This window comes from Hominenteromicrobium mulieris, from assembly GCF_046197855.1.
Taxonomy (GTDB): Bacteria; Bacillota; Clostridia; order Oscillospirales; family Acutalibacteraceae; genus Hominenteromicrobium; species Hominenteromicrobium mulieris.
Window position 1 is genome coordinate 452,485 of record NZ_CP173188.1, and the last position, 22,727, is coordinate 475,211.

At 55.1% G+C, this 22,727-nt stretch carries 20 protein-coding genes and 1 CRISPR repeat array; of the genes, 11 read left to right on the plus strand and 9 right to left on the minus strand.

All coding sequences use genetic code 11. The annotated features are described in order from the left end of the window. Positions 1 to 4: 4 nt before the first annotated feature. The 3 genes from ACI0CA_RS02205 to uxaC are packed head-to-tail and all read right to left on the minus strand — an operon-like array spanning position 5 to position 3,001. Positions 5 to 769 carry a sugar phosphate isomerase/epimerase family protein gene (locus ACI0CA_RS02205; protein WP_176820576.1) on the minus strand — a complete coding sequence of 255 codons (765 nt, stop codon included), beginning with the start codon at positions 767 to 769 and terminating at the stop codon, positions 5 to 7. A gap of 24 nt (positions 770 to 793) precedes the next feature. After that, the gene (locus tag ACI0CA_RS02210; RefSeq protein ID WP_308450121.1) at positions 794 to 1,609 is read right to left on the minus strand and encodes an SDR family oxidoreductase; all 816 of its coding nucleotides are present in this window, start codon (positions 1,607 to 1,609) and stop codon (positions 794 to 796) included. Positions 1,610 to 1,639: 30 nt separating this feature from the next. Next, the gene (gene uxaC, locus ACI0CA_RS02215; RefSeq protein WP_308450120.1) at positions 1,640 to 3,001 is read right to left on the minus strand and encodes a glucuronate isomerase; all 1,362 of its coding nucleotides are present in this window, start codon (positions 2,999 to 3,001) and stop codon (positions 1,640 to 1,642) included. 164 nt (positions 3,002 to 3,165) lie between these two features. Between uxaC and ACI0CA_RS02220 the strand changes: the two genes are divergently transcribed. From ACI0CA_RS02220 to ACI0CA_RS02230, 3 genes are all read left to right on the plus strand, one after another. Then, the gene (locus ACI0CA_RS02220) at positions 3,166 to 3,993 is read left to right on the plus strand and encodes an AraC family transcriptional regulator (RefSeq protein ID WP_308450119.1); all 828 of its coding nucleotides are present in this window, start codon (positions 3,166 to 3,168) and stop codon (positions 3,991 to 3,993) included. A gap of 205 nt (positions 3,994 to 4,198) precedes the next feature. Continuing rightward, entirely contained in the window at positions 4,199 to 4,759 is a 561-nt protein-coding gene (locus ACI0CA_RS02225) for a zinc ribbon domain-containing protein (RefSeq protein ID WP_308450118.1), read from the plus strand. 433 nt (positions 4,760 to 5,192) lie between these two features. Further along, positions 5,193 to 7,091, plus strand: coding sequence for a tetratricopeptide repeat protein (locus ACI0CA_RS02230; RefSeq protein WP_418932058.1), 1,899 nt, complete (start codon positions 5,193 to 5,195; stop codon positions 7,089 to 7,091). 104 nt (positions 7,092 to 7,195) lie between these two features. Here ACI0CA_RS02230 and ACI0CA_RS02235 read toward each other — a convergent pair whose 3' ends face one another. The 3 genes from ACI0CA_RS02235 to ACI0CA_RS02245 form a co-directional block, all read right to left on the minus strand. Next, entirely contained in the window at positions 7,196 to 7,579 is a 384-nt protein-coding gene (locus ACI0CA_RS02235) for a DUF3783 domain-containing protein (protein ID WP_412330726.1), read from the minus strand. A gap of 10 nt (positions 7,580 to 7,589) precedes the next feature. Beyond that, a complete protein-coding gene (locus ACI0CA_RS02240; protein WP_412330727.1) occupies positions 7,590 to 8,909 on the minus strand; it encodes an MFS transporter in 1,320 nt (439 codons plus the stop codon). 106 nt (positions 8,910 to 9,015) lie between these two features. Further along, a complete protein-coding gene (locus tag ACI0CA_RS02245) occupies positions 9,016 to 10,605 on the minus strand; it encodes an amidohydrolase (RefSeq protein WP_412330728.1) in 1,590 nt (529 codons plus the stop codon). 443 nt (positions 10,606 to 11,048) lie between these two features. Here ACI0CA_RS02245 and ACI0CA_RS02250 point away from each other — a divergent pair, with 443 nt between their 5' ends. From ACI0CA_RS02250 to ACI0CA_RS02285, 8 genes are all read left to right on the plus strand, one after another. Then, positions 11,049 to 11,879, plus strand: coding sequence for a F0F1 ATP synthase subunit A (locus ACI0CA_RS02250; protein WP_176820567.1), 831 nt, complete (start codon positions 11,049 to 11,051; stop codon positions 11,877 to 11,879). A gap of 217 nt (positions 11,880 to 12,096) precedes the next feature. Continuing rightward, positions 12,097 to 12,291 (plus strand): ATP synthase F0 subunit C, encoded by a 195-nt coding sequence (gene atpE / locus ACI0CA_RS02255; protein WP_343285302.1) that lies wholly within the window; start codon positions 12,097 to 12,099, stop codon positions 12,289 to 12,291. 15 nt (positions 12,292 to 12,306) lie between these two features. Continuing rightward, positions 12,307 to 12,795, plus strand: a complete 489-nt coding sequence (locus ACI0CA_RS02260) for an ATP synthase F0 subunit B (protein WP_176820565.1) — start codon at positions 12,307 to 12,309, stop codon at positions 12,793 to 12,795. Beyond that, complete coding sequence (atpA, locus tag ACI0CA_RS02265) at positions 12,788 to 14,545, plus strand: F0F1 ATP synthase subunit alpha (RefSeq protein ID WP_308449392.1); 1,758 nt, start codon at positions 12,788 to 12,790, stop codon at positions 14,543 to 14,545. Before ACI0CA_RS02260 ends, atpA begins: the two co-directional genes overlap by 8 nt. Before the next feature lie 24 nt (positions 14,546 to 14,569). Then, positions 14,570 to 15,469: an ATP synthase F1 subunit gamma gene (gene atpG, locus ACI0CA_RS02270; protein ID WP_176820563.1), complete on the plus strand. Its 900-nt coding sequence runs from the start codon at positions 14,570 to 14,572 to the stop codon at positions 15,467 to 15,469. Positions 15,470 to 15,474: 5 nt separating this feature from the next. Next, positions 15,475 to 16,878 (plus strand): F0F1 ATP synthase subunit beta, encoded by a 1,404-nt coding sequence (gene atpD, locus ACI0CA_RS02275; protein WP_446806571.1) that lies wholly within the window; start codon positions 15,475 to 15,477, stop codon positions 16,876 to 16,878. After that, entirely contained in the window at positions 16,878 to 17,285 is a 408-nt protein-coding gene (gene atpC / locus ACI0CA_RS02280; RefSeq protein WP_176820561.1) for an ATP synthase F1 subunit epsilon, read from the plus strand. Before atpD ends, atpC begins: the two co-directional genes overlap by 1 nt. Positions 17,286 to 17,507: 222 nt before the next feature. Further along, positions 17,508 to 18,350, plus strand: a complete 843-nt coding sequence (locus ACI0CA_RS02285; RefSeq protein ID WP_417422767.1) for a hypothetical protein — start codon at positions 17,508 to 17,510, stop codon at positions 18,348 to 18,350. Between the two features lie 220 nt (positions 18,351 to 18,570). Here ACI0CA_RS02285 and ACI0CA_RS02290 read toward each other — a convergent pair whose 3' ends face one another. The 3 genes from ACI0CA_RS02290 to cas2 all read right to left on the minus strand — a co-directional run bounded on the left by ACI0CA_RS02290 (position 18,571) and on the right by cas2 (position 22,723). Continuing rightward, entirely contained in the window at positions 18,571 to 19,227 is a 657-nt protein-coding gene (locus ACI0CA_RS02290; protein ID WP_412385243.1) for a DNA-3-methyladenine glycosylase family protein, read from the minus strand. Then, positions 19,227 to 20,207, minus strand: a complete 981-nt coding sequence (locus ACI0CA_RS02295) for an HAD family hydrolase (RefSeq protein ID WP_446806570.1) — start codon at positions 20,205 to 20,207, stop codon at positions 19,227 to 19,229. Before ACI0CA_RS02295 ends, ACI0CA_RS02290 begins: the two co-directional genes overlap by 1 nt. 327 nt (positions 20,208 to 20,534) lie before the next feature. Continuing rightward, positions 20,535 to 22,253: a CRISPR direct-repeat array (repeat unit 33 nt; unit sequence ATTTCTATCCACGCCCTCCGGGTGGAGGGCGAC). A 179-nt stretch (positions 22,254 to 22,432) separates the two neighbouring features. Next, positions 22,433 to 22,723 carry a CRISPR-associated endonuclease Cas2 gene (gene cas2, locus ACI0CA_RS02300; protein WP_308449385.1) on the minus strand — a complete coding sequence of 97 codons (291 nt, stop codon included), beginning with the start codon at positions 22,721 to 22,723 and terminating at the stop codon, positions 22,433 to 22,435. Positions 22,724 to 22,727: the final 4 nt, after the last annotated feature.

Genomic DNA, 22,727 nt, shown 5'->3' on the forward strand with positions numbered 1-22,727 from the left:
CTCCTTAGAACGTGCAGCCGGCACGAAGCAGGTTTTCGGCGCTCAGCTTCAGCTCGTCAAACGGGTTGCGGTCGTAGCAATTGTCCTGTTCGATCATTGCATATTGAATGCCTGTCTTCTCGCACGCCTCAATGATGGACTTAAAGTCCATGTTGCCGTCCATCACGGCTGCAAAGCGCTGCTCGTGGCCGTGCATCTTCATGTCCTTAAAGTGGATGACGTCAATGCGTCCCGCCATTTTTTCAATCTGTACCTGTGGCGAGCGCCCACCGTACTGCGTCCAATAAACGTCCAGAATAAAGCCCCATTTTGCCGGGTCGGTCTCCTCCGCCATGTGGTCGATGAGGCACTTGCCGTCAAATTTCTCGTATTCAAAGCCGTGGTTGTGGTAATGCAGCTTCATGCCCGCGTCGTGCAGCTTGTCGGCAGCGGGGCCGAAATCCTTCAAAAACGCGCGCATACCTTCCAGCGAGCCCGTGTATTTCTGCGGCATCATGCCGATGCCCACGTGGTTCGTACCGAAAATGCGGTGGTTCTCAATCACCTTTTCGGTGTTCTCCAGAATGAGCTGCGGGTTCGTATGCGTAATGATGATGGAAAGCCCGTTTTCATCGCAAATCTCGCGGATGATATGCGGGTCAATGTCGCCAAACGCAGAGACCTGCAAAGTCTTGTAGCCGATGTCGTGCAGCTTTTTCGCCGTCTCTCTAAAGTCGGCTTCGTTCTGCGCATAGTCGCGGATGGTGAAGCCCTGTGCGCCGATGATCATGAAAAATTCCTCCCAAAAGTCAGATTATACGCCGGAGTACGCGGAGAAACCGCCGTCCACCGGGATTGTGATGCCGGTCACAAAACCGGACGCGTCATTGTCGATGAGGAAGCGCAGTGTGCCGAGCAGCTCCTCAGGCTTGCCGAAGCGGCCCATCGGGGTCTGCGAGATGATTTTGTGACTGCGCGGGGTCAGGCTGCCGTCCTCGTTAAAGAGCAAGGTGCGGTTCTGATTCGTTGCAAAGAAGCCCGGCGCAATGGCGTTCACGCGGATGTTGCAGTTTGCAAAGTGTACCGCCAGCCACTGCGTGAAGTTCGAGACCGCTGCCTTGGCACCGCTGTACGCCGGGATCTTCGTCAGTGGCGTAAACGCGTTCATCGAGGAGATATTCACAATGCAGCCGCCTGTTTCCAGCATGTCGGTCGCAAATGCCTGCGTCGTCAGCAGCGTGCCGAGAAAGTTCAGGTTGAACACGAACGAAACGCCGTCCTGGTCAAGGTCAAAGAACGACCGCGCGTTTTCGTCCAGCATATCTTCTTTGCTGAAATACTCGCTCGTCGTGGTGCCCTTCGGGTTGTTGCCGCCCGCACCGTTGATGAGCACCTCGCACGGGCCGAATTCTTCCAGCACAACGTCATGCGCTTTTTTCAGGCTCTCTTTGTCCAGCACATTCGCCTGCACGGCAATGGCCTCACCGCCCGCCTTGCGGATACCCTCCGCCTCGCGCTCCGCAGCCTCCAAGTTGAGGTCAAGCAGTGCGATTTTGTGCCCGTCTGCGGCAAGCGCGCGGGAAAAAGCGCTGCAAAGCACGCCGCCCGCGCCGGTAATGACAATATTCATAGGAAATTCCTCCTTATTATAACGTGACTTTTATTCGCTGAATAACTTGCGGCTATTTTCCACGCAAAGGTCGGTCAGCAGCTTCAGCGCCGCCTTTTCGCTGAGGAACGTGCCGTCCATAAGCTCTTCCGCCACCCTGTTGCACAGCACGCGGCGGAAATAATCGTGGCGCGCATAGGAAAGGAAGCTGCGGCTGTCCGTCAGCATGCCGGTAAACTGCCCAAGGTGGCCGGTTTCCGCCATAATGTTCAGCTGCTCCTCCATGCCGCGCTTGTGGTCACAGAACCACCACGCTGCGCCGGGCACAACGCCCTTAAAACTGCCCGCCGTCGTCGCAAGCGCCATATACATCGAAGGCTCCAGCGTGTACAAAATCGTGTGCGGCAGAGAATCCCTGCGGTCCATCGCGTCCAAAAGCGCTGCAACTTCGTGCTCCGGGATCGGGTCGCCCACGCAATCGCCGCCGGCGTCCGGACCCACGGCCTCAAACAGCCGCGTGCATGCGTTGCGCTTTACGTTCAGGTGCAGCTGCATCGTCACATTATGCGCCTTGTATTCGTGCGCCAAATACACATACATTTCAAATAGAAAATTACGGAACTCGTTTTCCGGGATTGTCTTTCCCTTCAGCGCCTTTTTAAACGTCTCCGCGGCATCGCAGCTTTTGTCTTTCTTCGGGAAGCCCTCAATGCCGATATCGCTCACGCGGCAGCCGTTCTCGCAGAAGAAATCAAGCCGCTTTGAAAGCGCCGTTTTCAGGTCGTCGAGCGTCTCCACACTAAAACTGCACACCTCGCCGAGGTGCAAGGCGTAGTCGCGATAGTTCGCGCGGCAAATGTTCAGCGCCGCGTCCGTGCGGAACGAGGGCACCACGCGCACCGGGAAGTTCTTCTCCTTCGCAATTTCCTTGTGGTATTCCAAAGAATCTGCCGGGTCGTCCGTTGTCGCCACAAGCTCCACATGGCTTTGCAGCATCAGTTTGCGCGGGGAGAGGTGGTGTTCTCTGATATACGCGTTTGCGCGGTCAAAAATATCGTCCGCACTTTCCGCTGTCAGTGTGTCTTCAATGCCGAAAAACATCGAAAGCTCCATGTGTGACCACACATAAAGCGGGTTGCCCATCGCGGTCTCGAGGCACGCCGCCCACGCGCGGAACTTCTCACGCGGCGCCGCGTCGCCTGTGATGAGCGCCTCCGGCACGCCGCAGGCACGCATCAAACGCCACTTGTAGTGGTCGCCGCCCAGCCAGATCTGCGCAATATCCGGGAATTCCCTGTCCTCCAAAATCTCCTTCGGCGAGAGATGGCAGTGGTAGTCGACGATCGGCAGGTCGCGCACCGCGTCATATAAATTCTTAGCAACATCGCTTTTCAAAAACAGATCGTTTCGCATCTGAATAAACTCCTTTCGGGCGGCAGAAAAAGGCAAAGTTTCCCCACCGCTGCTACTGTAAGTATAGCACGATGAATTGCAAAATAAATGATATATTGCGGCACATATATTGCAAATCGGTGCAAAATGTGCTATGATTTCTCCAAAGAAAGAGGGTGAAAAACGTGGAAACAGGTAAAAATGACGAAATGCTGCGACAAGATTTTCAGCTTTCACACAATCGAGACCCCTATTTTCGCACCATGGAGTTTCATGCGCACGATTTTTTGGAGCTCTATTACTTTTTGGACGGCAGCGTGACGTATTATATTGAAGATCAGGTCTACGACCTTTGTCCCGGCGATCTGCTCATTATTCCCGCCGGCAAAATGCACCGCCCCGTCATCGCAAACGAGCACGCCGCCTACGAGCGCATGGTGCTGTGGATCACCCCGCAGTACCTACAAAGCATCGACAGCCCCGCGGGTGACCTGCAAAAAAATCTGCAAAAGGTGGGGGAGCACGGATACTGCGTGCCTTTTCGCGGCGATGAAACGGTGTTTGTCACGGCACTCTTAAAAAAGCTCTTGTATATGCAGAAAAACGATACCGACCCTAAGTTCTGCGCCGGCGCCGTAGAGCTGTACCTGTGGACGATTTTCCGCTCCTACGGCGTTATCGATACCACGCACCGCAATGAAACACAGGTCATCCCGCAGGTCATTCGCTATATCACGGAGCATTTCAGCGAGCCTTTAACGCTCGAAGACATCGCCGCAGAGTTCTTTGTCAGCAAATCGTACTTAAACCGCCACTTTAAAGCATATACCAATTCCACCGTGTACGCCTACATCATGGCGCTTCGGCTCACCCATGCCCGCCGTATGCTGCGCGAAGGCATCCCTGCCGTAGAAGCCGGCCGCGAGTGCGGCTTTTCCGATTATTCCACATTCTACAAAGCCTTCAAAACCCAAACCGGCCTTTCACCCCAGCAGTTTAAAAGCCGGGCTTGATTTTGGAAAAATGCGTATGCTTCACGCGCTTTCGCAGCCGCAGACAGAACATAGGAAGAGCGGCTGACGTTTTCTTAAAATTTCCTGACAAGCATTTACAACCGAAATCAAATTCGCTATAATGGAGATAACAAAAATCAATGCGCGGCGAAACAGCGGCGGCATGTCGACTGCGGGTATCTGCGCGAAAGGACGGTAGAAATTTATGGCTTTTTGTGAAAAATGCGGAGCACAGATCCCCGAAAACGGCACCTTCTGCGCAGCTTGCGGTGCGCCCGTAGCGGCACAGGCGCAGCCCACCCGGATCCCGGAGCAGCCGGCAGCACAGCCGCAGGCACCCGAGCAGCAGCCCCAGCCGCCGGTTTACCCGCAGCAGCCCGTATACCAGCAGCCGGTCTATCCCCAGCAGCCTGCGTATGACCCGGCAGATCACACCGCAGAGTTCGACCCGGAGGATGTCTCCCAGAATAAGGTCATCGCCATGGCAGCGTACATTCTCGGCACCGTCGGCATCATCATCGCACTGCTTGCGGCACCGCAGAGCAAATACGCGGCGTTCCATTCCCGTCAGGCGTTGAAGCTCGACATCGTCAGCACCCTGCTGCTCATCGTTTCCGCTGTGCTTGCTTTCACGTTCATTGTGCCGATTGCCGGCGCTGTCTGCATTGCAATTCTCTTCGTCGTGCGCATCATCTGCTTCTTCCAGGTATGCAGCGGCAAAGCAAAGGACGCCGCCATCATCGGCAAGCTGCCGTTCTTAAAGTAAGAGAACAAGCTGACGGCAACCTTGGTTAAAAGTTTTTGATCCAACTTTTTTCAAAGAAGTTGAAACCGAACTTCTCGTTCGGTTGTGGATTCCAAAGGAGAAACCTTTGGTCGCCATTTGCAAATGGCGAAACCCTGTTGCGTTCGCAAAAACTAGGAAGGTAGGCTAAACAGTCCGGTGGACTGTTTAGCCGTAGGAAACCCAGTTGCATGGGTTTCCTGAAAGGGCGGCTTTGTGCCGCCCTTTTTTAATACACTGCACTAGCAAACCTCACAGCACCTTTCTTTTGTCCAAAACTTTCTCCCCACCCATGCACTTTTTCCTTGCTTTTTCGCCCTAATCAGGTATAATTAAACTAAGTATGTATTGTATGAAAACCGTCGAAGCCACAACGACCTCGACGATAAGCAGATAAAAAGGACGGAAAGAAACTATGGCTGATTTTGAGCCGTTTTTTGAACTGAAAAATCAATATAGAGAGTTCTGCCCGGTCTTGCTGCAAAGCGGCGCGCTGTACCGTGAAGAGCCCACCGCGTCCGCCGAAGCGGAAGAGACCGAAACTGCGGAAGTTGCTCTCCCCGCAGAGCAGGAAGAAGCGGCTTCCCCGCGCACATTCCTGCGTCTCGCATTCCGCAATATCGACCCCCGTGCCGTGACAAGCGTTTATGTCGATATCCACATTTTCGACAAAGCCACAAACGAGCTCGCCGTCGTGCGCGACCGCCGCTATCTCGTGCCTATTTTGGGCCGCGATGCGGTCTTCGGCGCAGACGAGGAGATCGACGTTGATGACGCCGCGTACAGCTTCTCCGTCGCCATTAAGAAGGTGCAGTTCGAGGGCGAAGACGTGTTCTGGAACGGCAGTGCCTCACTGCTGTTTGAAAATCTCCCCGAACAGGCGAAAATCGCGGACGTCATGGAGGACGAAGATCTCCGCGCACAGTATCAGCGCGATTTCACCGAAATGGCAGAGGATAAAGAAGCTGCGGCGCAGTTCGTCCCGCAGGAATACAAAGACCTCTGGATGTGCGCCTGCGGTGAAGTGAACCACAAAGATGAAGAAAAATGTGCCGCCTGCGGTGCCGAGTACGGGCCCCAGCACGCACTGTTTGAAGACGAAGAAAAGCTGAAAGAAAACCTCGAAGCCTATAACAAGGCTGAAGCTGAAAAGGCCGAGGCCGCCCGCATCGCCGCAGAAAAGAAAGCGGCAGAGGAAAAAGCCGCTGCCGAAGTTGCCGCCCGCAAAGCGGCAGAGGAAAAGGCTGCCGCTGAGGAAGCTGCCCGCAAAAAGCGGCTCCACCGCAAAATTTTCCTGTCTATTTCCATTCCGCTCGCCGTTCTCATCGCCGCGTTCGTCGTGGTGCTCATCGTCTACATCATCCCGCAGAACCACTATAACGATGCCGCCGCCTTGCTCGAAGCCGGCAAGTATGACGAAGCCATCACCGCGTTTACGGCGCTCGACGGATACAGCGACAGCGCCGCCCGCATCACGGAGGCAGAGTACAAAAAAGCCTGCGACCTGCTCGAAAACGAGAAATTCGCAGAAGCCATCGAAGCCTTCACCGCCCTCGGAGATTACGAAGACAGCAAAGATCGGATCACCGAGGCCGAGTACCGCCGTGCCGTAAAGACGTTTGAAAGCGGCGCATACGAAGACGCGTTAAATCTCCTTGAGCCCCTCAAGGATTACAAGGAGGCCGCCGAAAAAATCGAGACCTGTCACTATGAGCTCGGCATGAAGGCCCTCGAAGCGGATAACTTAAAGTCTGCCGCCGCGCATTTTAAAGAAGTCAACGCGGAGCAGAATAAGAAAATGCAGGCCGCATTCTGTGATAAAGGCATCGCGTTCTACGAAAAGGGCGACGAAGAAAAGGCACTTACCTATTTTGAGTATGTCACCGATAAAGACCTTCTCCCGAAGATTGACGCCGCCTACTACGCGCAGGCGTTAAAGCTCGTCGAAGACGGCGAGTACGACAAGGCGACCGAAATTTTCACAAAGCTCGGCGAATATGAAGACTGCCCGACGCAGCTTCTGCGCATCCACGCGCTGAAAGCGGAGCAGTATTACAACAACGCCGATTACGAAAACGCCATCGCGGAGTTCAAGGCCGCCGGCGATTACGGCGACGCCGCCTCCCGCATCACGGAGGCGACCTACCGCCTCGGCGCGCAGCAGCTCGCAAACGGCGAGGTGCGCAAAGCCTACGATACGCTCTATCCCATCCGCAGCTACGACCCCGCCTATATGCTCCTCGTCTCCAATTCGCAGTTCTATATCCAGATCTACGACGTAGGCGCCGGCCCCAACCCCTTAAACGAAAACTAAAACCCAGCGCCCGCAGAGTCATCTTCTGCGGGCGCTTTTTGTATAAAAAACGACCCCGAGTTTCAAATCCTCGGGGTCGATCCATCTTCAAATTATCAATAACCTTACTTTCCAAAGCTTCCGCGCAGCAGCATGGCGGCGTGCTCGCGGCGCAGCTCCTCGCACAGTGCGTAAAGGCTCCACTTGTCGTTGTGTTCCGTGTGTACGGCTTTCAACGGAATGGGCGCGATACCCGCTTTTTTGTACGCTGCAAGGAACACGTCCAGCATCTCACCCGCAAAGCCGGAGAAAATCAGCACCTCCGGCAGCTTGTAGCCCGCCGGGGCTTTCTGCACGTTCGCGTTCACTTTCTCGCCGCACAGCGCTGCAACTGCGCGGTCACGGTCGGCGTTCGTCAGCCGTCTTGCCGTCAGGTGCAGCTCTCTGCACAGCGCGGAAAGCTGCTTTTCCTTCGCAGCGTCTTCAACATGGTATAAAACAAGAGCCATACGTTTCTCCTTACTCCTCGCACAGCGGGCGGAACAAGTCGCCGCGGCGCTTCATCATGCGGTAACGGAGGATCATCATAATCAGCACCCCAAAGCGTGCCGCAGATTCGATCACGTTCACCGTGAAGATCGCCGTGTCGTTCGCGCCGAGCGCCGTGTAGACCGAAACGCCGAAGAACGGCAAAAGCGAGTTGCTCAGCGTCACAAACAGCGTGTAAATGCTGATGATGAGCGCGCGGTTCTTTTTCGGCGTCGCCTGCAAAAGTAGCTGTACCACGCACATGTTCGTCGCACCCTGCGGAATGTTGCCGATGAGCGCCAGAATCATAAAATACGGCATACGCGCGCTTTGCGGCAGCAACGTCATAGAAGCCACCGTAATGGGGCAGAGCAGCAAGCCCGCGCATACGAAAATGATTGTAAAATGCTCGGATTTGCGGCGGCACAGTTTCGAGAAAAAGCCGATGAAGATCATCTGGCAAATGGAACACAAAGCCTGAAAAAAGCTCAGCTGCGCTTCGTTCATGCCGGCATATTTTGTCTCCGCTATGTACCAAAGGCTCCAGTCCAGGTGCCACGAAAGGTAAAACAGCATGATGCAGATGAAAAAGCCGCGGAACGGCTTGCTGCGTACCATCTGGTTCAAAGCTTCCGGGAACATTTTCAGTCCCATCTCCTGCTTTTCTTCCGCCTTGCGCGGCGGACAGGGGATGCGGCGCAGCACAAGCGCCTGCAAAAGCATGCATACGCCTGCAATATAAAAGAAAATGCGCAGCACAATGAGTTTTCCCTCGGTGTCCGGCATCAGCGTCATGACATTGCCGCACAAAAGCGGCACCACAATGCCCACAAAGAACAGACACCGGCTGCGGAACGTGAACACGCTGTTGCGCAGGCCCGGCTCCACCGCGTCACCGAAGAATGTCTGCCACTGCGCGTTATACAGCGCAATGCCGCCCACCGTCATGCCGAGAAACATAAAAAATGCCGTCATGCGGTGCTCGCCGAACAGCGGCACAGAGCCGTAAGCAAAATACGCCGCGCTCAAAAACAGCGCCAGTACGAACGGCACCGTGCGGCTCGTCTTCGTACGGTTCGCAAGGAATCCCACCGGAATCATACAGATGCCCGCCACCATGTTCGGCACCATCTGCACAAGGCCGATCTGCGTGTCCGTCGCGCCAAGATTCGTCGCATACAAATTGTTCGCCAGCGAGTAAAGCGAAACGGCATACTGCAATAAAAAGCCCTCAATGCCGAAAAGGCACAGCATGCGCAGTTTCGGATCAGACTGCAGCGATTGGACCGGATGAAATGTAAATTTACCCATAGATGTTCTCCCCTGAGAAAAATAAGCGGCGCACCGAATACACGCGCCCTATCCATTATAAACGAAAACCGGGCAAAGACAAGCCTTACCCGGAATTTTCATCGTTTTATTTTTTGTAAACGCATTTGCCGCCCAAATACGTCGCCTCGGCTTCAATACGGTGCAGCGTGTTGGCGTCCGCCTTGAACGGATCTTCGGAAAGCACCACAAAGTCCGCAAGCTGTCCGTTTGCAATCTCGCCCTTTTTGCCTTCCTCAAATGATGCTACCGCGCCGCTTTTTGTAAACGAGTCGATGGCCTCCCGTACCGTCAGCGCTTCCTCCGGGCGATACGGTGCGTTCGTTGAGCCAATGCTTCGCCGCGTTACCGCGCACTCCATACCGCGCATCACGTTCGGCTCCTCCACCGGCGCGTCCGAGCCGTTCGAGAACGGAATGCGCGCGTTCAAAAGCGTCTTAGCCGGGTAACTCGTGCCCGCCAATTCATCGCCCACACGCTCGCGCACAATGTGCGTGTCGTAGTCGAGGAAGATCGACTGCAAATTCACGCGCAGCTTTAATTTCTTCATGCGCTCAATCTGGTCACGCCGCACAATCTGGCAGTGCACGATGCCATGTCGGTGGTCGTCGCGCGGGTGCTCATGAAGCGCCTTTTCGTAAGCGTCCAATACGTTGTCGAGCGCCCCGTCGCCGATGGCGTGTACCGCAACGGAAAGTCCCTTTTCGTTCGCAAGAGAGATAAGCCCGTTCAATTCCGCATTCGTGTATAGCGGAATGCCGCGTGCGTTCTCATCGTCTGCATACGGGCGGCTTAAACACGCTGTGCGTGCGCCGAGCGACCCGTCCGAGATGATCTTCAGCGGTCCCGCGCGGAACATATCGTCTTCAAAATACGCATCGCCGCTCTCGATATATTCAGAAAGCGCCTCTACGTTCGTAAACTGTGCCTGCTCGTTCACGCGCACCGTCATCAGCCCCGGCGTTCTCAAAAGCTTCTGCACCGTCTTGTACGGCACACCGGGGAACGTCTCGTAGTCGTCGCTTTGGCAAGAGGTGATGCCGTAACGGTTCAGCCGCTTGCAGGAGGCGCGCAGCATTGCACACAGCTGCGCCTCATCCGGCTCCGGAATGCCCGCGTACACCACCGCTACGGCGTTTTCAAAAAACTGCCCGTTCGGCTCGCCGTTTTCATCTAAAGCAAAGCTGCCGCCCGCCACTTGCGGCGTGTCCTTCGTAATGCCCAACACTTCCAGCGCCTTCGAGTTCACTACGCAGATGTGCCCGCATGCCCGCGTAATGCAGATCGGGTGTTCGGTAGAGACAGAATCCAAATCCCACCGCGTCGGAAAGCGGCGCTCGTCTGCAAAATAATCGTGGTTAAAGCCGCGCCCCTGCACCCACGTGCCGGGTGTTACGCCCGTTTCCTTTATATAGGTGCGCAGACAGTCGAGCATCTCCTTTAAAGACGTCGTGTGCGCGCCGAGGTTCGCCATTGTCAGCACATTGCCGAGGTTCAGCACATGCATGTGTGAGTCATTAAACCCCGCGCAGACGAATTTTCCGCCTAAATCGACTACTTCATCTGCCGTGGCTTTATCCGTCTCGCCCACAAAGCAGAATTTCCCGTTTTCCACCGCAAAATCCGTCACAAAGCCGTTTCCCGTGTAAATCGTGCCGTTTTTATAAACCGTCCGCATATTGTCTCCCCGTTTCCATCCGTTTTCTCCAGTATAAAACAAGGGGAAAGCCCCTGTCAAGTTGAAAAAGCCTGACTTTTCCCGCGCGCCGTTCCATCTTGTTTTTATTCGTAAAGAGAAAAATAGCGCACGGCATAATGAAATTCCATACAGCTTACTAAAATATCAAAAATGAAATAGTAGATATGTCAATATAACATTTTACAATTCGATTTAATGTGCGTATAATACAGATGCTTCCAAATACAGTTTACAAAAAAGTAACAAGATATTTGGTCAATGTCAACAAAAACGTGTGCTCTTGTGACCGTGTCTTGTTGCTGCTGTTCACAGCGGCGAAAGATGCGGTCGTGTGCCCTTTTGGGGCGCAGCGCTGAAGGGGGAATTTTTGCCCGGTGATATTGAAATGGAAGGTAAAATTTTGAGAAAGAAAGGGAAAAACAATGAAAGCAAAGAAAACAAAGCTGGCTTTGTGGATCTGCGCTATTGTGGTGCTGCTCGTCGCAAGCATTCTGGTTCCTTCGGTGCAGAAGACCGAAACGATTCAGGTGACCATGCGTGACGCGGTTCTGCATGAGACGAACAGAATCAGCCTCTTTGGCATCAAAGATGTCAACCCGGCGTTGATCTCCGCCATGGTGGTCTCGGGCATCTTGCTGGTGTTTGCGGTCATCGTGCGCATTTTCGTCATTCCGCGCTTTAAGATGGTGCCCGGAAAGTTCCAGATGCTCCTTGAGCAGGCGGTAGACCTGTTCGACGGCATGGCTAAGTCCAACAGCCCGGGGCGCAGCGGCTTCCTCGGTGCGTACATCTTCACGGCCGGCGCGTACATTTTCATCGGTACGCTCTTTGAACTGTTCGGCATTCAGGCTATCACAACGGAGGGCTCGCCCATCACGCTTCCGGCGCCGCTGTCCGATGTCAACGCCGCCATCGCCATGGGCTGCTTCTCGTACCTCGTCATTCTGGGCGGCGGTATCGCGTATAACGGCTTCAAAGGCGTGGGCAGCACTTTAAAGGAGTTCTCGCTGCCGATTTCCATGAGCTTCCGTCTGTTCGGTGCGCTTTTAAGCGGCCTGCTCGTTACGGAGCTTGTGTATTATTATGTGAATCTGAGCTTTGTGCTGCCGGTCATCGTGGGCGTTATGTTCACGCTGCTGCACGCGCTCATTCAGGCATATGTTTTGACGATGCTCGTCGCGCTCTATTTCGGCGAGGTTTCCGAGAAGCAGGAACCGAAAAAGAAAAAAGTAAAAGCAGAAGCTGAAAATTAACCTACGGAGGGAAAATATCATGAACGCAAAACAGAGAAAGTTAAAGAAGCTTGCCATCATTCTGCTGGCAGTCATCGCCATCCTCGCCATCTCCATTCCGGTATTCGCCGCAACAAACGGTGATGCCGCAACCACCACGGCAACAGCCGAAACCGCAGTAGAAGCTGCAGCCACCACCGCAGACAGCACAACCGGCCTTAAGGCACTTGCTTCCGCTATTGCAGTCGGTATTGCAGCCGCCGGCGGTGCAGTCGGTATGGGCCTCTCCGCAGGTAAGGCTGTTGAGGGCATCGCACGTCAGCCGGAGGCTGAAAGCAAGATTCGTACCACCCTCATGCTCGGCCTCGTCTTTATCGAGACGGCCATCATTTATGCCCTGCTCGTTGTTATCCTCATCATCTTCGTCCTGTAAAGGAGAGTGCAGATCGTGAACATCCCACTGAATATTGATTGGCAGCAGATTTTGCTGCATGTACTGAATTTCGTCATTTTGTTCGGCGGCCTGTATTTCCTTTTGTACAAGCCGGTCAAGAACTTCATGGCAAAGCGCGAAGCGCATTATGCCGAAATGGCACAGAAGGCCCAAAGTGAACTCGATTCCGCCGAAAAGATCAAGGCGGATTATCAGGAGCAGCTCAAGTCCGTTGAGGGCGAGATCAGCGCAAAGAGAACCGAAGCGCAGAAAGAGCTCGACCGCAGCGTACAGCAGCAGCTTTCCGATGCCCATGCACAGGCGGATAAGATCGTCGCCGATGCGCAGAAGGATGCTGCCCGTGTACATGATAAGATGATCGCAGACGCACAGAAGGAGCTTACCGAGCTCGCTATGGAAGCGACCAAGAAGCTTGTTTATAAAGACGGCGATCCGTATGACGCGTTCCTCGATCAGGCAGAGAGGGGAGAGCCGAATGCGTAATGCAGATGAAAAGGCCGTAGCCGTTCTCCGCGGCAGCCGCCGCCCGGATGCCGAACAGGAAAAGCGCTTTGCGGAATTCCTGCTGCGTACCTATGGCTGTGAGATTCCGCTCACCTTTGAAGAAGATAAAATGCTGAACGGCTTCACGCTTACCGTCGGCACCGATGTGTACGATTGGAGCCTCAAAAGCCGTCTGCGCCAGTTTGAAGAAAAGCTAAAGGCGTTAAAGTCCGGCAGCGATTCCGTCATTCCGCTGATGAAGGAAGCCGTTGAAGATTTTACCCCGTCCGCAGAAGCGGAAGAGACCGGTACGGTTCTCACCGTTGGCGATGAGATCGCCGTTGTCAGTGGCCTTGAGCATGCCGCCTACGGCGAGATTCTCCTGTTCTCCTCCGGCGTTAAGGGCATGGTGCAGGATCTGCGCCGCAATGAGATCGGCTGCGTCCTCTTTGGCGACGATGCCGAGATCACCGAGGGCAGCCTTGTGCGCAGAAGCGGCAAGACCGCCGGTATCCCGGTCGGCGACGGCTTCCTCGGCCGTGTTGTCGATGCACTCGGCACGCCGATCGACGGCAAGGGTGACATCAGCGCCGAGGGCTACCGCCCCATCGAGTGCCCCGCACCGGGCATCGTCGACCGCCAGCCGGTCAACGCGCCTATGGAAACCGGCCTTCTCGCCATCGATTCCATGTTCCCGATTGGCCGCGGCCAGCGTGAGCTTATCATCGGCGACCGCCAGACCGGTAAAACCGCCGTCGCGCTCGATACCATTTTGAACCAGAAGGGCAAGAACGTCGTTTGCATCTATGTCGCCATCGGTCAGAAGTCCAGCTCCGTTGCACAGCTTGTGGAGACCTTAAAGCGCCGCGGCGCCATGGATTACACCATCGTCGTCAACGCATCTGCCAGTGACTCGGCTTCCTTGCAATACATCGCACCGTATGCCGGCTGCGCACTCGGCGAGCACTTCATGTATCAGGGCAGAGATGTCCTCATCGTGTACGATGACCTTTCAAAGCACGCCATTGCGTACCGTGCACTGAGCCTGCTTTTGGAGCGTTCCCCGGGTCGTGAAGCGTATCCGGGTGACGTTTTCTACCTGCATTCCCGTTTGTTGGAGCGTTCCGCGCATCTTTCCGATGCACTCGGCGGCGGCAGCATGACGGCATTGCCGATTGTTGAAACGCAGGCGGGCGACGTTTCCGCTTACATCCCGACGAACATTATTTCCATCACAGACGGTCAGATCTTCCTTGAGAGCGACCTGTTCTTCTCCGGCCAGCGTCCGGCTGTTAACGTCGGTCTTTCGGTTTCCCGTGTCGGCGGCGATGCCCAGACAAAGGCCATGAAAAAGGCAGCGGGCGGCATCCGTCTGGACCTTGCCCAGTACCGCGAAATGGAAGTTTTCACCCAGTTCTCCAGCGACCTCGACGAGACCACAAAGCGTCAGCTCACCTACGGTCAGAGCCTTATGCGTCTGCTGCGTCAGCCGCAGTACCATCCGATGAGTCAGCACGATCAGGTCATCACGCTCGTCTCCGCCCTGCACCACGTCATGCAGGACGTCCCGCTTGACGATATGGGTCGTTTCCACACGGAGCTTATCAAGTACGCCGAGGAGAATATGAGCGATGTCTGCCGCCGTGTCGATACCACCGGTCAGCTTTCCGACTCCGACCGCGAAGAGATTTTGAAAGTCGCGAAGGAATTCCTCGAAAAGTACAAGGCGGAAAACCCGCAGAACGCGTAAGCGCTCGGAAAGGCGGTTTTCGCTATGGCTAATACAAAAGAGATTAAAACCAGAATCGAAAGCGTTAAGGATACGCGTAAAATCACAAACGCCATGTATCTTATCGCTTCCACAAAGCTGCGCAAAGCACGCAACGATTTGGACCGCACGCGCCCGTATTTCGAGGCGCTGCGCACGGAGATCAAGCGTATTTTCCGTACCCAGAACGACGTGGACAGCCGCTATTTCTACCCCCCCGAGGGCGAGCCGCCGCTGGAGGGCACCTACGCGTGCCTCGTCATCACGGCGGATAAGGGCCTCGCGGGCGCATACAACCAGAACGTCATCAAGGAAGCTATGCACATGCTCGATGAGCATCCCGACACGAAGCTCTACGTTGTAGGCGAATATGGCCGCCACTTCTTTACGCAGCACAATATCCCCATGGAGCACAGCTTCCTCTATACGGCACAGAACCCCACCATGCAGCGCGCGAGAGAAATTTGCGACATCCTGCTCGAGGGCTACGACCGCGGGGATTTTAAGAAGATTTTTGTCATTTATACCGATATGGAGAACAGCCTCACGTCCTCTGCACACTGCACGCGTCTGCTGCCGTTCCACCGCGCCTATTTCCAGACGGATACGGTGGAAAAGGCGGTCACCACGCCGTTCGAGTTTGTGCCCTCCGTGCAGGCGGTTCTCAACAACATCATGCAAAGCTACGTTTCGGGCTTTATTTACAGTGCCCTCATCGATAGCTTCTGCAGCGAGCAAAATGCCCGCATGACGGCGATGGATTCCGCCAACAGCAACGCGGAAAAGCTCCTCGCAGAGCTTTCCTTGCAGTATAACCGCGTGCGTCAGGCTGCCATCACGCAGGAGATTACAGAGGTCTCCGCCGGTGCGAAGGCACAGCGTCAAAAACACAGGAAGGAAGCGTGAACAACGTGAATACAGGTAAGATCGTACAGATCTCCGGCCCGGTCATCGACGTACAGTTCGAGTCCGGCGTTCTGCCGAAAATCAGAGAAGCCCTTTCGCTTACCGTGGACGGACGGCGGTATGTGATGGAGGTTGCCCAGCATGTGGGTGACAACACGGTCCGCTGCGTCATGCTTTCCGGCAGTGAGGGCCTTTCCCGCGGTATGCAGGTTGAGGCTCCGGGCAAAACCATCGAAGTGCCGGTGGGCGAAAACACGCTCGGCCGCATGTTCAACGTGCTCGGCGATCCCATCGACGGCGGCGAAGCCGTTCCCGCAACCGAGCCGCACAAAAGCATTTACAGAAAAGCTCCGTCGTTTGACGAGCAGAACCCGGCCGTCGAGATCCTCGAGACCGGCATCAAGGTCATCGATCTTCTGGAGCCGTACCCGAAGGGCGGCAAAATCGGTCTGTTCGGCGGCGCAGGCGTCGGCAAGACCGTCCTTATCCAGGAGCTCATCCACAACGTCGCCATGGAGCACGGCGGTTACTCCGTGTTTACCGGCGTCGGCGAGCGCAGCCGTGAGGGTAACGACCTCTGGCGTGAAATGCGTGAAAGCGGCGTCGGCGATAAAACGGCGCTCGTCTTCGGCCAGATGAACGAGTCCCCGGGCGTGCGTATGCGTGTCGCCCTCTCCGGCCTCACCATGGCAGAGCATTTCCGTGACGAAGAGCACAAGGACGTCCTGCTCTTCATCGATAACATCTTCCGTTTCGTGCAGGCAGGCAGTGAGGTTTCCACGCTTCTCGGCCGTATGCCTTCCGCCGTCGGTTATCAGCCGACCCTCGCAAACGAAATGGGCGAGCTGCAGGAGCGCATCACCTCCACAAAAGACGGCTCCGTCACCTCGGTTCAGGCCGTTTACGTGCCTGCCGATGACCTTACCGACCCGGCCCCGGCCACAACGTTCGCCCACCTCGACGCTACGACCGTTTTGAGCCGTAAAATCGCCGAACAGGGTATTTACCCCGCCGTCGATCCGCTGGAGTCCACCTCCCGTATCCTCGAAGCCGATGTTGTCGGCGAGGAGCACTACCGCATCGCGCGTGAAGTGCAGGAGACCCTCCAGAAGTACAGTGAGCTGCAGGACATCATCGCCATCCTCGGTATGGACGAGCTCAGCGACGAAGATCAGCTCACCGTGCAGCGCGCGAGAAAGATCCAGCGTTTCCTCTCGCAGCCGATGCACGTCGCAGAAAAGTTCTCCAGCGTGCCGGGCGTTTACGTCCCGCTCAAAGAGACGCTGCGCGGCTTCAAGGCCATCGTAGACGGCAAAATGGACCAGTACCCCGAGGCGGCGTTCTATAACGTAGGTACGCTCGAGGACGTCATCGCGAAAGCGAAGCAGTTAGAGGCGGAGGCGATCTGATGCGTACATTTCAGATGCACCTGCTTGAAGCCGATAAGGTCTTTTTCGAGGGCGAGTGCGAGTCGCTTGTCGTGCCCACAACGGTCGGCCAGTACGGCATTCTGGCGGGTCACAGCAATATGATCTCCGCCGTCGTGCCGGGCGTGCTCTCTTACCGCGCACCGGGTAAGGAGTGGCGCACCGCTGCCGTTTCCGAGGGCATGGTGAAGGTCGAGGGCAACGATGTCCTCGTGCTTGTAGACTCCGCCGAGTACCCGGAAGAGATCGATGCCAAACGTGCACAGCGCGCCGCCGATGAGGCGAAGGAGGCCATCCTCCAAAAGCGCAGCGTGCGCGAATACCGCACCGCGCAGGCGAACCTTGCCCGCGCCATCAACCGCCTGCGCGTCAAGAAAAACGCGAGATAAGGCGGCAAAACCACACCGAATTTCCAAATATGCAAAAAGCGTTCCGAGCATTCGGGACGCTTTTTGCATATTTCACACAAAGGGTTTGCTTTTTTCATGAACTTTTGAAATTTCGCAAAAACTGCGGTACAAAACGGCGGAATGTGCTATAATGAACGCGAATACCGGCGGATAAGTACGCCGGAAAGTTGTATTAAAATTCAGTTTAAAGGAGTCAAAAGCATGATCAAAGTCGGTTTTATCGATTACTATTTAGACGAGTGGCACGCCAATAACTACGTTCACATGCTGCACGATTACTCAAACGGCGAGGTAGAAGCCGTGTATGCCTGGGCTGAAATCGACAGCCCCGAGGGCGGCCTCACAACGGACGCATGGTGCGAAAAATACGGTCTCACCCGCATGATGACGCGGGAGGAGCTCATCGAAAAGAGTGACGTTCTGCTCGTGCTCGCCCCGCGCGACCCGAAAAAGCACGAAGAACTCGCAAACCTCGCGCTGCGCTCCGGCAAGCGCTGCTATGTGGATAAAACCTTCGCGCCGGATCACTTCGCTGCAAAGCGTATGCTCGATCTTGCCGAGCAGAGCGGCACGCCGTGCTGGTCGTCTTCCGCGCTGCGTTTTGCGGAGGAGTATCAGGCAGCGGATAAAACGAACATCAAGGGTGTCAATGCATGGGGTCCGAACGGTTTTGAGGATTACGCCATCCACCAGCTGGAGCCGATCTTCATGATGATGCAGGCTCCCGCGACGGAAGTCATGCACCTGACAAACGACGAGGTGTACACCGGCGTTCTGCGCTTTGCGGACGGCCGCACCGCAACGCTTTCCGGCTACGCAAAGGGCTCGCCGTTCATGATGAACATTGCGCGCTCCACGGAAAATTCCGTACTGGAAATTCGCTCCGATTACTTCCGCCACTTCATTGAGGCGCTCGTCGAGTTCTTCAAAAACGGCACCATCCCTGCCCCGCACAGCGAGACGCTCTCCATCATCAGCGCCTGGGGCGCCCTTATGGAAGCCGAAAAGACCCCCGGCATCTGGGTCAAAGTCCCGAAGGACTGAGTTTGTCGCTGCAAAAACCGTCACAACGCACGCATCTTTGACTGCAAAAGGCTTCTTCCAAAAGCGCGACTATGCGGCCATTAAAGAACAGCAAGTAGAGCGTTGCGGCGTTCGGCTCACGAATTTCGTTATGATAAAAACGATATAAAAAAGATAGTCTTTCTAAGCAAAACAAACGCTTTGGAAGACTATCTTTTTCTATTCGTGCGAAAATGTGCGTTTATTTCTTCGGTTTCGGCGCGGCGGGGTCGGTGAGTTCGGGGAGCGCGCCGCCGGAGACCGCCCAGAAATATAAACTTGCGATGCTGCAATACGGCGAAAAACGTTTGCGGTACCGCTCGAACCGTGCGCGGTCGATCTCCTTGTGGCGGTAGACCATGCGCATGCCGCGCAAAATGGCGAGGTCGCCGTAGCTGAACACATTCGGGCGCTGCAGGCAGAATAAAAGCAGCATTTCCGCTGTCCACACGCCGATGCCCTTGAGCGCGCTGAGCTCGAGGATGACCTCTTCATCCGGCTTTTCGCCGATGCTGATTAAATCAAATTCGCCCGTATGCACCTTTTTCGCGAAGTCCGTGATGTATTCCGCCTTGCGGAACGAAATGCCGAGTGACTGCAAATTTGCTTCGCCATAGCCCAAAACGTGTTCGGCATCGACCGTGCCGAGGGCGTTCTGCACGCGCGCCCAAACGGTTGCCTGCGCCTTTGTGGAAATCTGTTGCCCCACGATGTGGTGTACCACGGCGGAAAAAAGGTCGTCGTCCACGGCGCGCTCAATGTGCCCCACGCGATCGATGACCGCCGAGAGCTTCTTGTCCTTTTTCCGTAAATAAGCGAGCTCTTTTTCGCCGTACGGAAAGTACTTTACGTCATCCATCAGTCGATCTCTCCCGGAGTGCGCGATTTGATCATCGCTTCCAGCTTTTGCAGCTCGGTAATCTCTTGCGGGGTCAGCTTTTCCGGGTAACCGGTCTCGAGCTTTTCGAGCATGGAGCGCATTTTGTAGGCTTCGGCGGGCTGACGCAGAATTTCGCGCTCGCTTTTAATCTGTTCCCGCGCGGCGACTTCGTCGATGATCTGCTGCATGTAGCGGTATAAGTTGCTCCGTTCTGTATAATCGGCGGGCGCGTAGAAATTTAATCGGTTGTCGTTATACAGCTTGTATACTTTGGCGCGGTTATTTTTCTCCGGGTCGTATACGCCGACGGAGTAGCCGCCTTTGCTTTTCACGAGCCGCATGCACGGAATGTCCGTGGCGCTGTCGCCGATATAGACGATGTTCTCATACGGAATGCGCAGGTTTTCCTCGGGCATGCTGTCGTTTACGCGCTCGTCGTACTCCTCCAAAAAGCCTTTTGCAATGCGGAAAATGAACTGCGTCTTGTTCGTGTAATTGATGGCCTGCGCGGGCCACTCCGCTACGCCGTCCGTGGTGTAGAGGTAGGAGGAGGCATAAATGCGTTTGAAATTCTTCGCGATGGCGCTGCCCTCGATGATTTCTTTAAGACCCGAAGAAATGATGTAGTGTTCAAGCTCGATGCCGCGCTGCGCAGCATACGCTGTCGTGCGCGCGAACCAATCCGTAACGCCGCGGTACAGCTCCACCTGCGCACCGATGGCCCGAAAATACTCGCGTTTTAAGGATTTTCCGAGAAAGCGTGAATAGCGAACAAGCATGAACATCCATGAAAGGTTGCTTTCCATGCTGTTTTCCCGCGCGAATGCGTCCGTTTCCGCCCAGAATTTGTCTTTGTCAATGCCAAAAGACGGGATGAGCGTGAACGTCTGCATGTCGTCCGGGGAAAGTGTTTTGTCAAAATCGTAGCAGATCGCCATGCGCGGCCTGTTCTCCATCATGCTGCCGCCCCCTTTCTGTATCTCATTATAGCTAAAAACATTTGTTCTGTAAAGAGGTTTTGAGAAAGTTGTCCGCCGATGTTCTATACTGTCCTGCGATGTCCGGTTTTAACGGCAAAAGAACGCCCTCATCCGCCGCTTTTCGCAGCCGATGAAAGCGCTTTTCGAGCTGTTCCGCCGTTTTGATGCCCGGCGCGTCTTTGGCCTTATTCGCAGACTTGGGGGCATGTCACGTCCAAAAGTCAAGTGTTACGATTTGCGTTCCACCCACGCCCTTTAGGTGGAGGGCGACACCCCACTTGGCCTTATCCAGAGAATTTGTTTCATATTTCTATCCACGCCCTCCGGGTGGAGGGTGACCCAGCCTTGTTCCGTTTGCCAATAAGTTTCCCAAATTTCTATCCACGCCCTCCGGGTGGAGGGCGACCCGTGACGATGCTTTACGCGCTTGCAGACCAGATATTTCTATCCACGCCCTCCGGGTGGAGGGCGACCCGGTGCGCTCGTGCTCATCGGCAGAAGCGTGGAATTTCTATCCACGCCCTCCGGGTGGAGGGCGACCCGCCCATTTTTTCACCCTCTTTTTCCATTTTGGATTTCTATCCACGCCCTCCGGGTGGAGGGCGACTGGCGGGCAGCACCTCGCCGGTCACCCATTTGCGATTTCTATCCACGCCCTCCGGGTGGAGGGCGACCGACCCACGCGAAGCCGGTCGTGCACTTGCACCGATTTCTATCCACGCCCTCCGGGTGGAGGGCGACCGCGTTTTCCTCGGTGTTTTCTTTGAGCATTACGCCATTTCTATCCACGCCCTCCGGGTGGAGGGCGACCGGCGAAAATTATGAATATCTCTTTGATGTATCGATTTCTATCCACGCCCTCCGGGTGGAGGGCGACATGCACGGATGCAATTACATTTCGCCCGAAACAAAAAATTTCTATCCACGCCCTCCGGGTGGAGGGCGACACATTCGATATACCAAGATATGTTAAAGCTTCGTTATTTCTATCCACGCCCTCCGGGTGGAGGGCGACAGGTGGATGCGCTCACGGATGAATTTGCGAGCGCGATTTCTATCCACGCCCTCCGGGTGGAGGGCGACTGCGCCGCGGAGGATGTTGATTTCGCTTACGGCGGATTTCTATCCACGCCCTCCGGGTGGAGGGCGACTGCTCCCCAGAATGTTTAGCTAAATACCGATTAATTTCTATCCACGCCCTCCGGGTGGAGGGCGACAAATTCTCATGAGGCTTTCCCAGCTGTTGTCCGAATTTCTATCCACGCCCTCCGGGTGGAGGGCGACTGTCGTTCTCGTCGCACTCTTCCCACGGTGTTTCAATTTCTATCCACGCCCTCCGGGTGGAGGGCGACCGTTTTGCATTAGTAAAGATATTTGTGTTTATAATTTCTATCCACGCCCTCCGGGTGGAGGGCGACTCTCCCATTCCATGTTTCCAAGGACGGCAGAAACGATTTCTATCCACGCCCTCCGGGTGGAGGGCGACAAGATAGCCCCTTTCGTAAAGCACTTGCATTATATTTCTATCCACGCCCTCCGGGTGGAGGGCGACAAAAGCATTTTTGATAGACTCCGTCGAAGAATACGGAATTTCTATCCACGCCCTCCGGGTGGAGGGCGACCATCAGCATTCCACCCGTATACGCCCGCGGTGTAATTTCTATCCACGCCCTCCGGGTGGAGGGCGACGGCGTTATCATAATTGTAAGGTGGCGGCAATACTATTTCTATCCACGCCCTCCGGGTGGAGGGCGACGGTATCATTCGCGGACAGGCTCGGAAAGATTGATATTTCTATCCACGCCCTCCGGGTGGAGGGCGACCACGCATTTTTTGCGTGGTGACGGCTTTGTTCTGATTTCTATCCACGCCCTCCGGGTGGAGGGCGACCCTGCGTTCGCGCTTCTCTTTTAATGTTCATCGTTATTTCTATCCACGCCCTCCGGGTGGAGGGCGACGCATACCCCGGCACGAAATGTGTTAACAAACTGTATTTCTATCCACGCCCTCCGGGTGGAGGGCGACAGCAAAAACGGACAAAATTTTCGTCTGTTTTTGCGAAAAAGGGAGAAGAATTTGCCTCTTTAAGACGCGGAAAGAGAAAAATTTGCCGGTGGCGTTTTAAAAAGGACAAATTTTGGGTTTTGATTTGGTGCGAAGGAAGCAGGAAAAGCGTGTGCGCTTTGGCTTCGCACTGCGGGTAATCAGATGAGCAGGACGGAATCCTGCGCGTAGGCGGGCTGTACGCCGACATGCTCTACATTTTGCTTATATTGATTGCCGAGGCGGTAAAACCGCAGGCTGTCCGTTTCGGGCTCGATGAGCGCGGTGAGCTCTGCCTTCAGTGTAACATACTGTGCGGCGGTCAGCAAGCACTCGAAAACGGAATTTTGTACGCGCTGCCCATGGTCCACACACTTTTTAGCGACTTTGCGGAGACGCTTTTTCCCGGCGGCGGTCTCCGTGTTGACGTCGTAGGTAATTAAGACCAGCATTTTG

Bases quoted from the DNA above. Each gene is read 5' to 3' on its own strand.
- ACI0CA_RS02240 (WP_412330727.1), bottom strand. From the start codon at position 8,909: ATGGGTAAATTTACATTTCATCCGGTCCAATCGCTGCAGTCTGATCCG.
- ACI0CA_RS02225 (WP_308450118.1), top strand. From the start codon at position 4,199: ATGGCTTTTTGTGAAAAATGCGGAGCACAGATCCCCGAAAACGGCACC.
- ACI0CA_RS02205 (WP_176820576.1), bottom strand. From the start codon at position 769: ATGATCATCGGCGCACAGGGCTTCACCATCCGCGACTATGCGCAGAAC.
- atpG (WP_176820563.1), top strand. From the start codon at position 14,570: ATGGCTAATACAAAAGAGATTAAAACCAGAATCGAAAGCGTTAAGGAT.
- ACI0CA_RS02250 (WP_176820567.1), top strand. From the start codon at position 11,049: ATGAAAGCAAAGAAAACAAAGCTGGCTTTGTGGATCTGCGCTATTGTG.
- uxaC (WP_308450120.1), bottom strand. From the start codon at position 3,001: ATGCGAAACGATCTGTTTTTGAAAAGCGATGTTGCTAAGAATTTATAT.
- ACI0CA_RS02295 (WP_446806570.1), bottom strand. From the start codon at position 20,207: ATGATGGAGAACAGGCCGCGCATGGCGATCTGCTACGATTTTGACAAA.
- ACI0CA_RS02285 (WP_417422767.1), top strand. From the start codon at position 17,508: ATGATCAAAGTCGGTTTTATCGATTACTATTTAGACGAGTGGCACGCC.
- ACI0CA_RS02210 (WP_308450121.1), bottom strand. From the start codon at position 1,609: ATGAATATTGTCATTACCGGCGCGGGCGGCGTGCTTTGCAGCGCTTTT.
- ACI0CA_RS02245 (WP_412330728.1), bottom strand. From the start codon at position 10,605: ATGCGGACGGTTTATAAAAACGGCACGATTTACACGGGAAACGGCTTT.
- ACI0CA_RS02290 (WP_412385243.1), bottom strand. From the start codon at position 19,227: ATGGATGACGTAAAGTACTTTCCGTACGGCGAAAAAGAGCTCGCTTAT.
- atpA (WP_308449392.1), top strand. From the start codon at position 12,788: ATGCGTAATGCAGATGAAAAGGCCGTAGCCGTTCTCCGCGGCAGCCGC.
- cas2 (WP_308449385.1), bottom strand. From the start codon at position 22,723: ATGCTGGTCTTAATTACCTACGACGTCAACACGGAGACCGCCGCCGGG.
- atpC (WP_176820561.1), top strand. From the start codon at position 16,878: ATGCGTACATTTCAGATGCACCTGCTTGAAGCCGATAAGGTCTTTTTC.
- ACI0CA_RS02230 (WP_418932058.1), top strand. From the start codon at position 5,193: ATGGCTGATTTTGAGCCGTTTTTTGAACTGAAAAATCAATATAGAGAG.
- ACI0CA_RS02235 (WP_412330726.1), bottom strand. From the start codon at position 7,579: ATGGCTCTTGTTTTATACCATGTTGAAGACGCTGCGAAGGAAAAGCAG.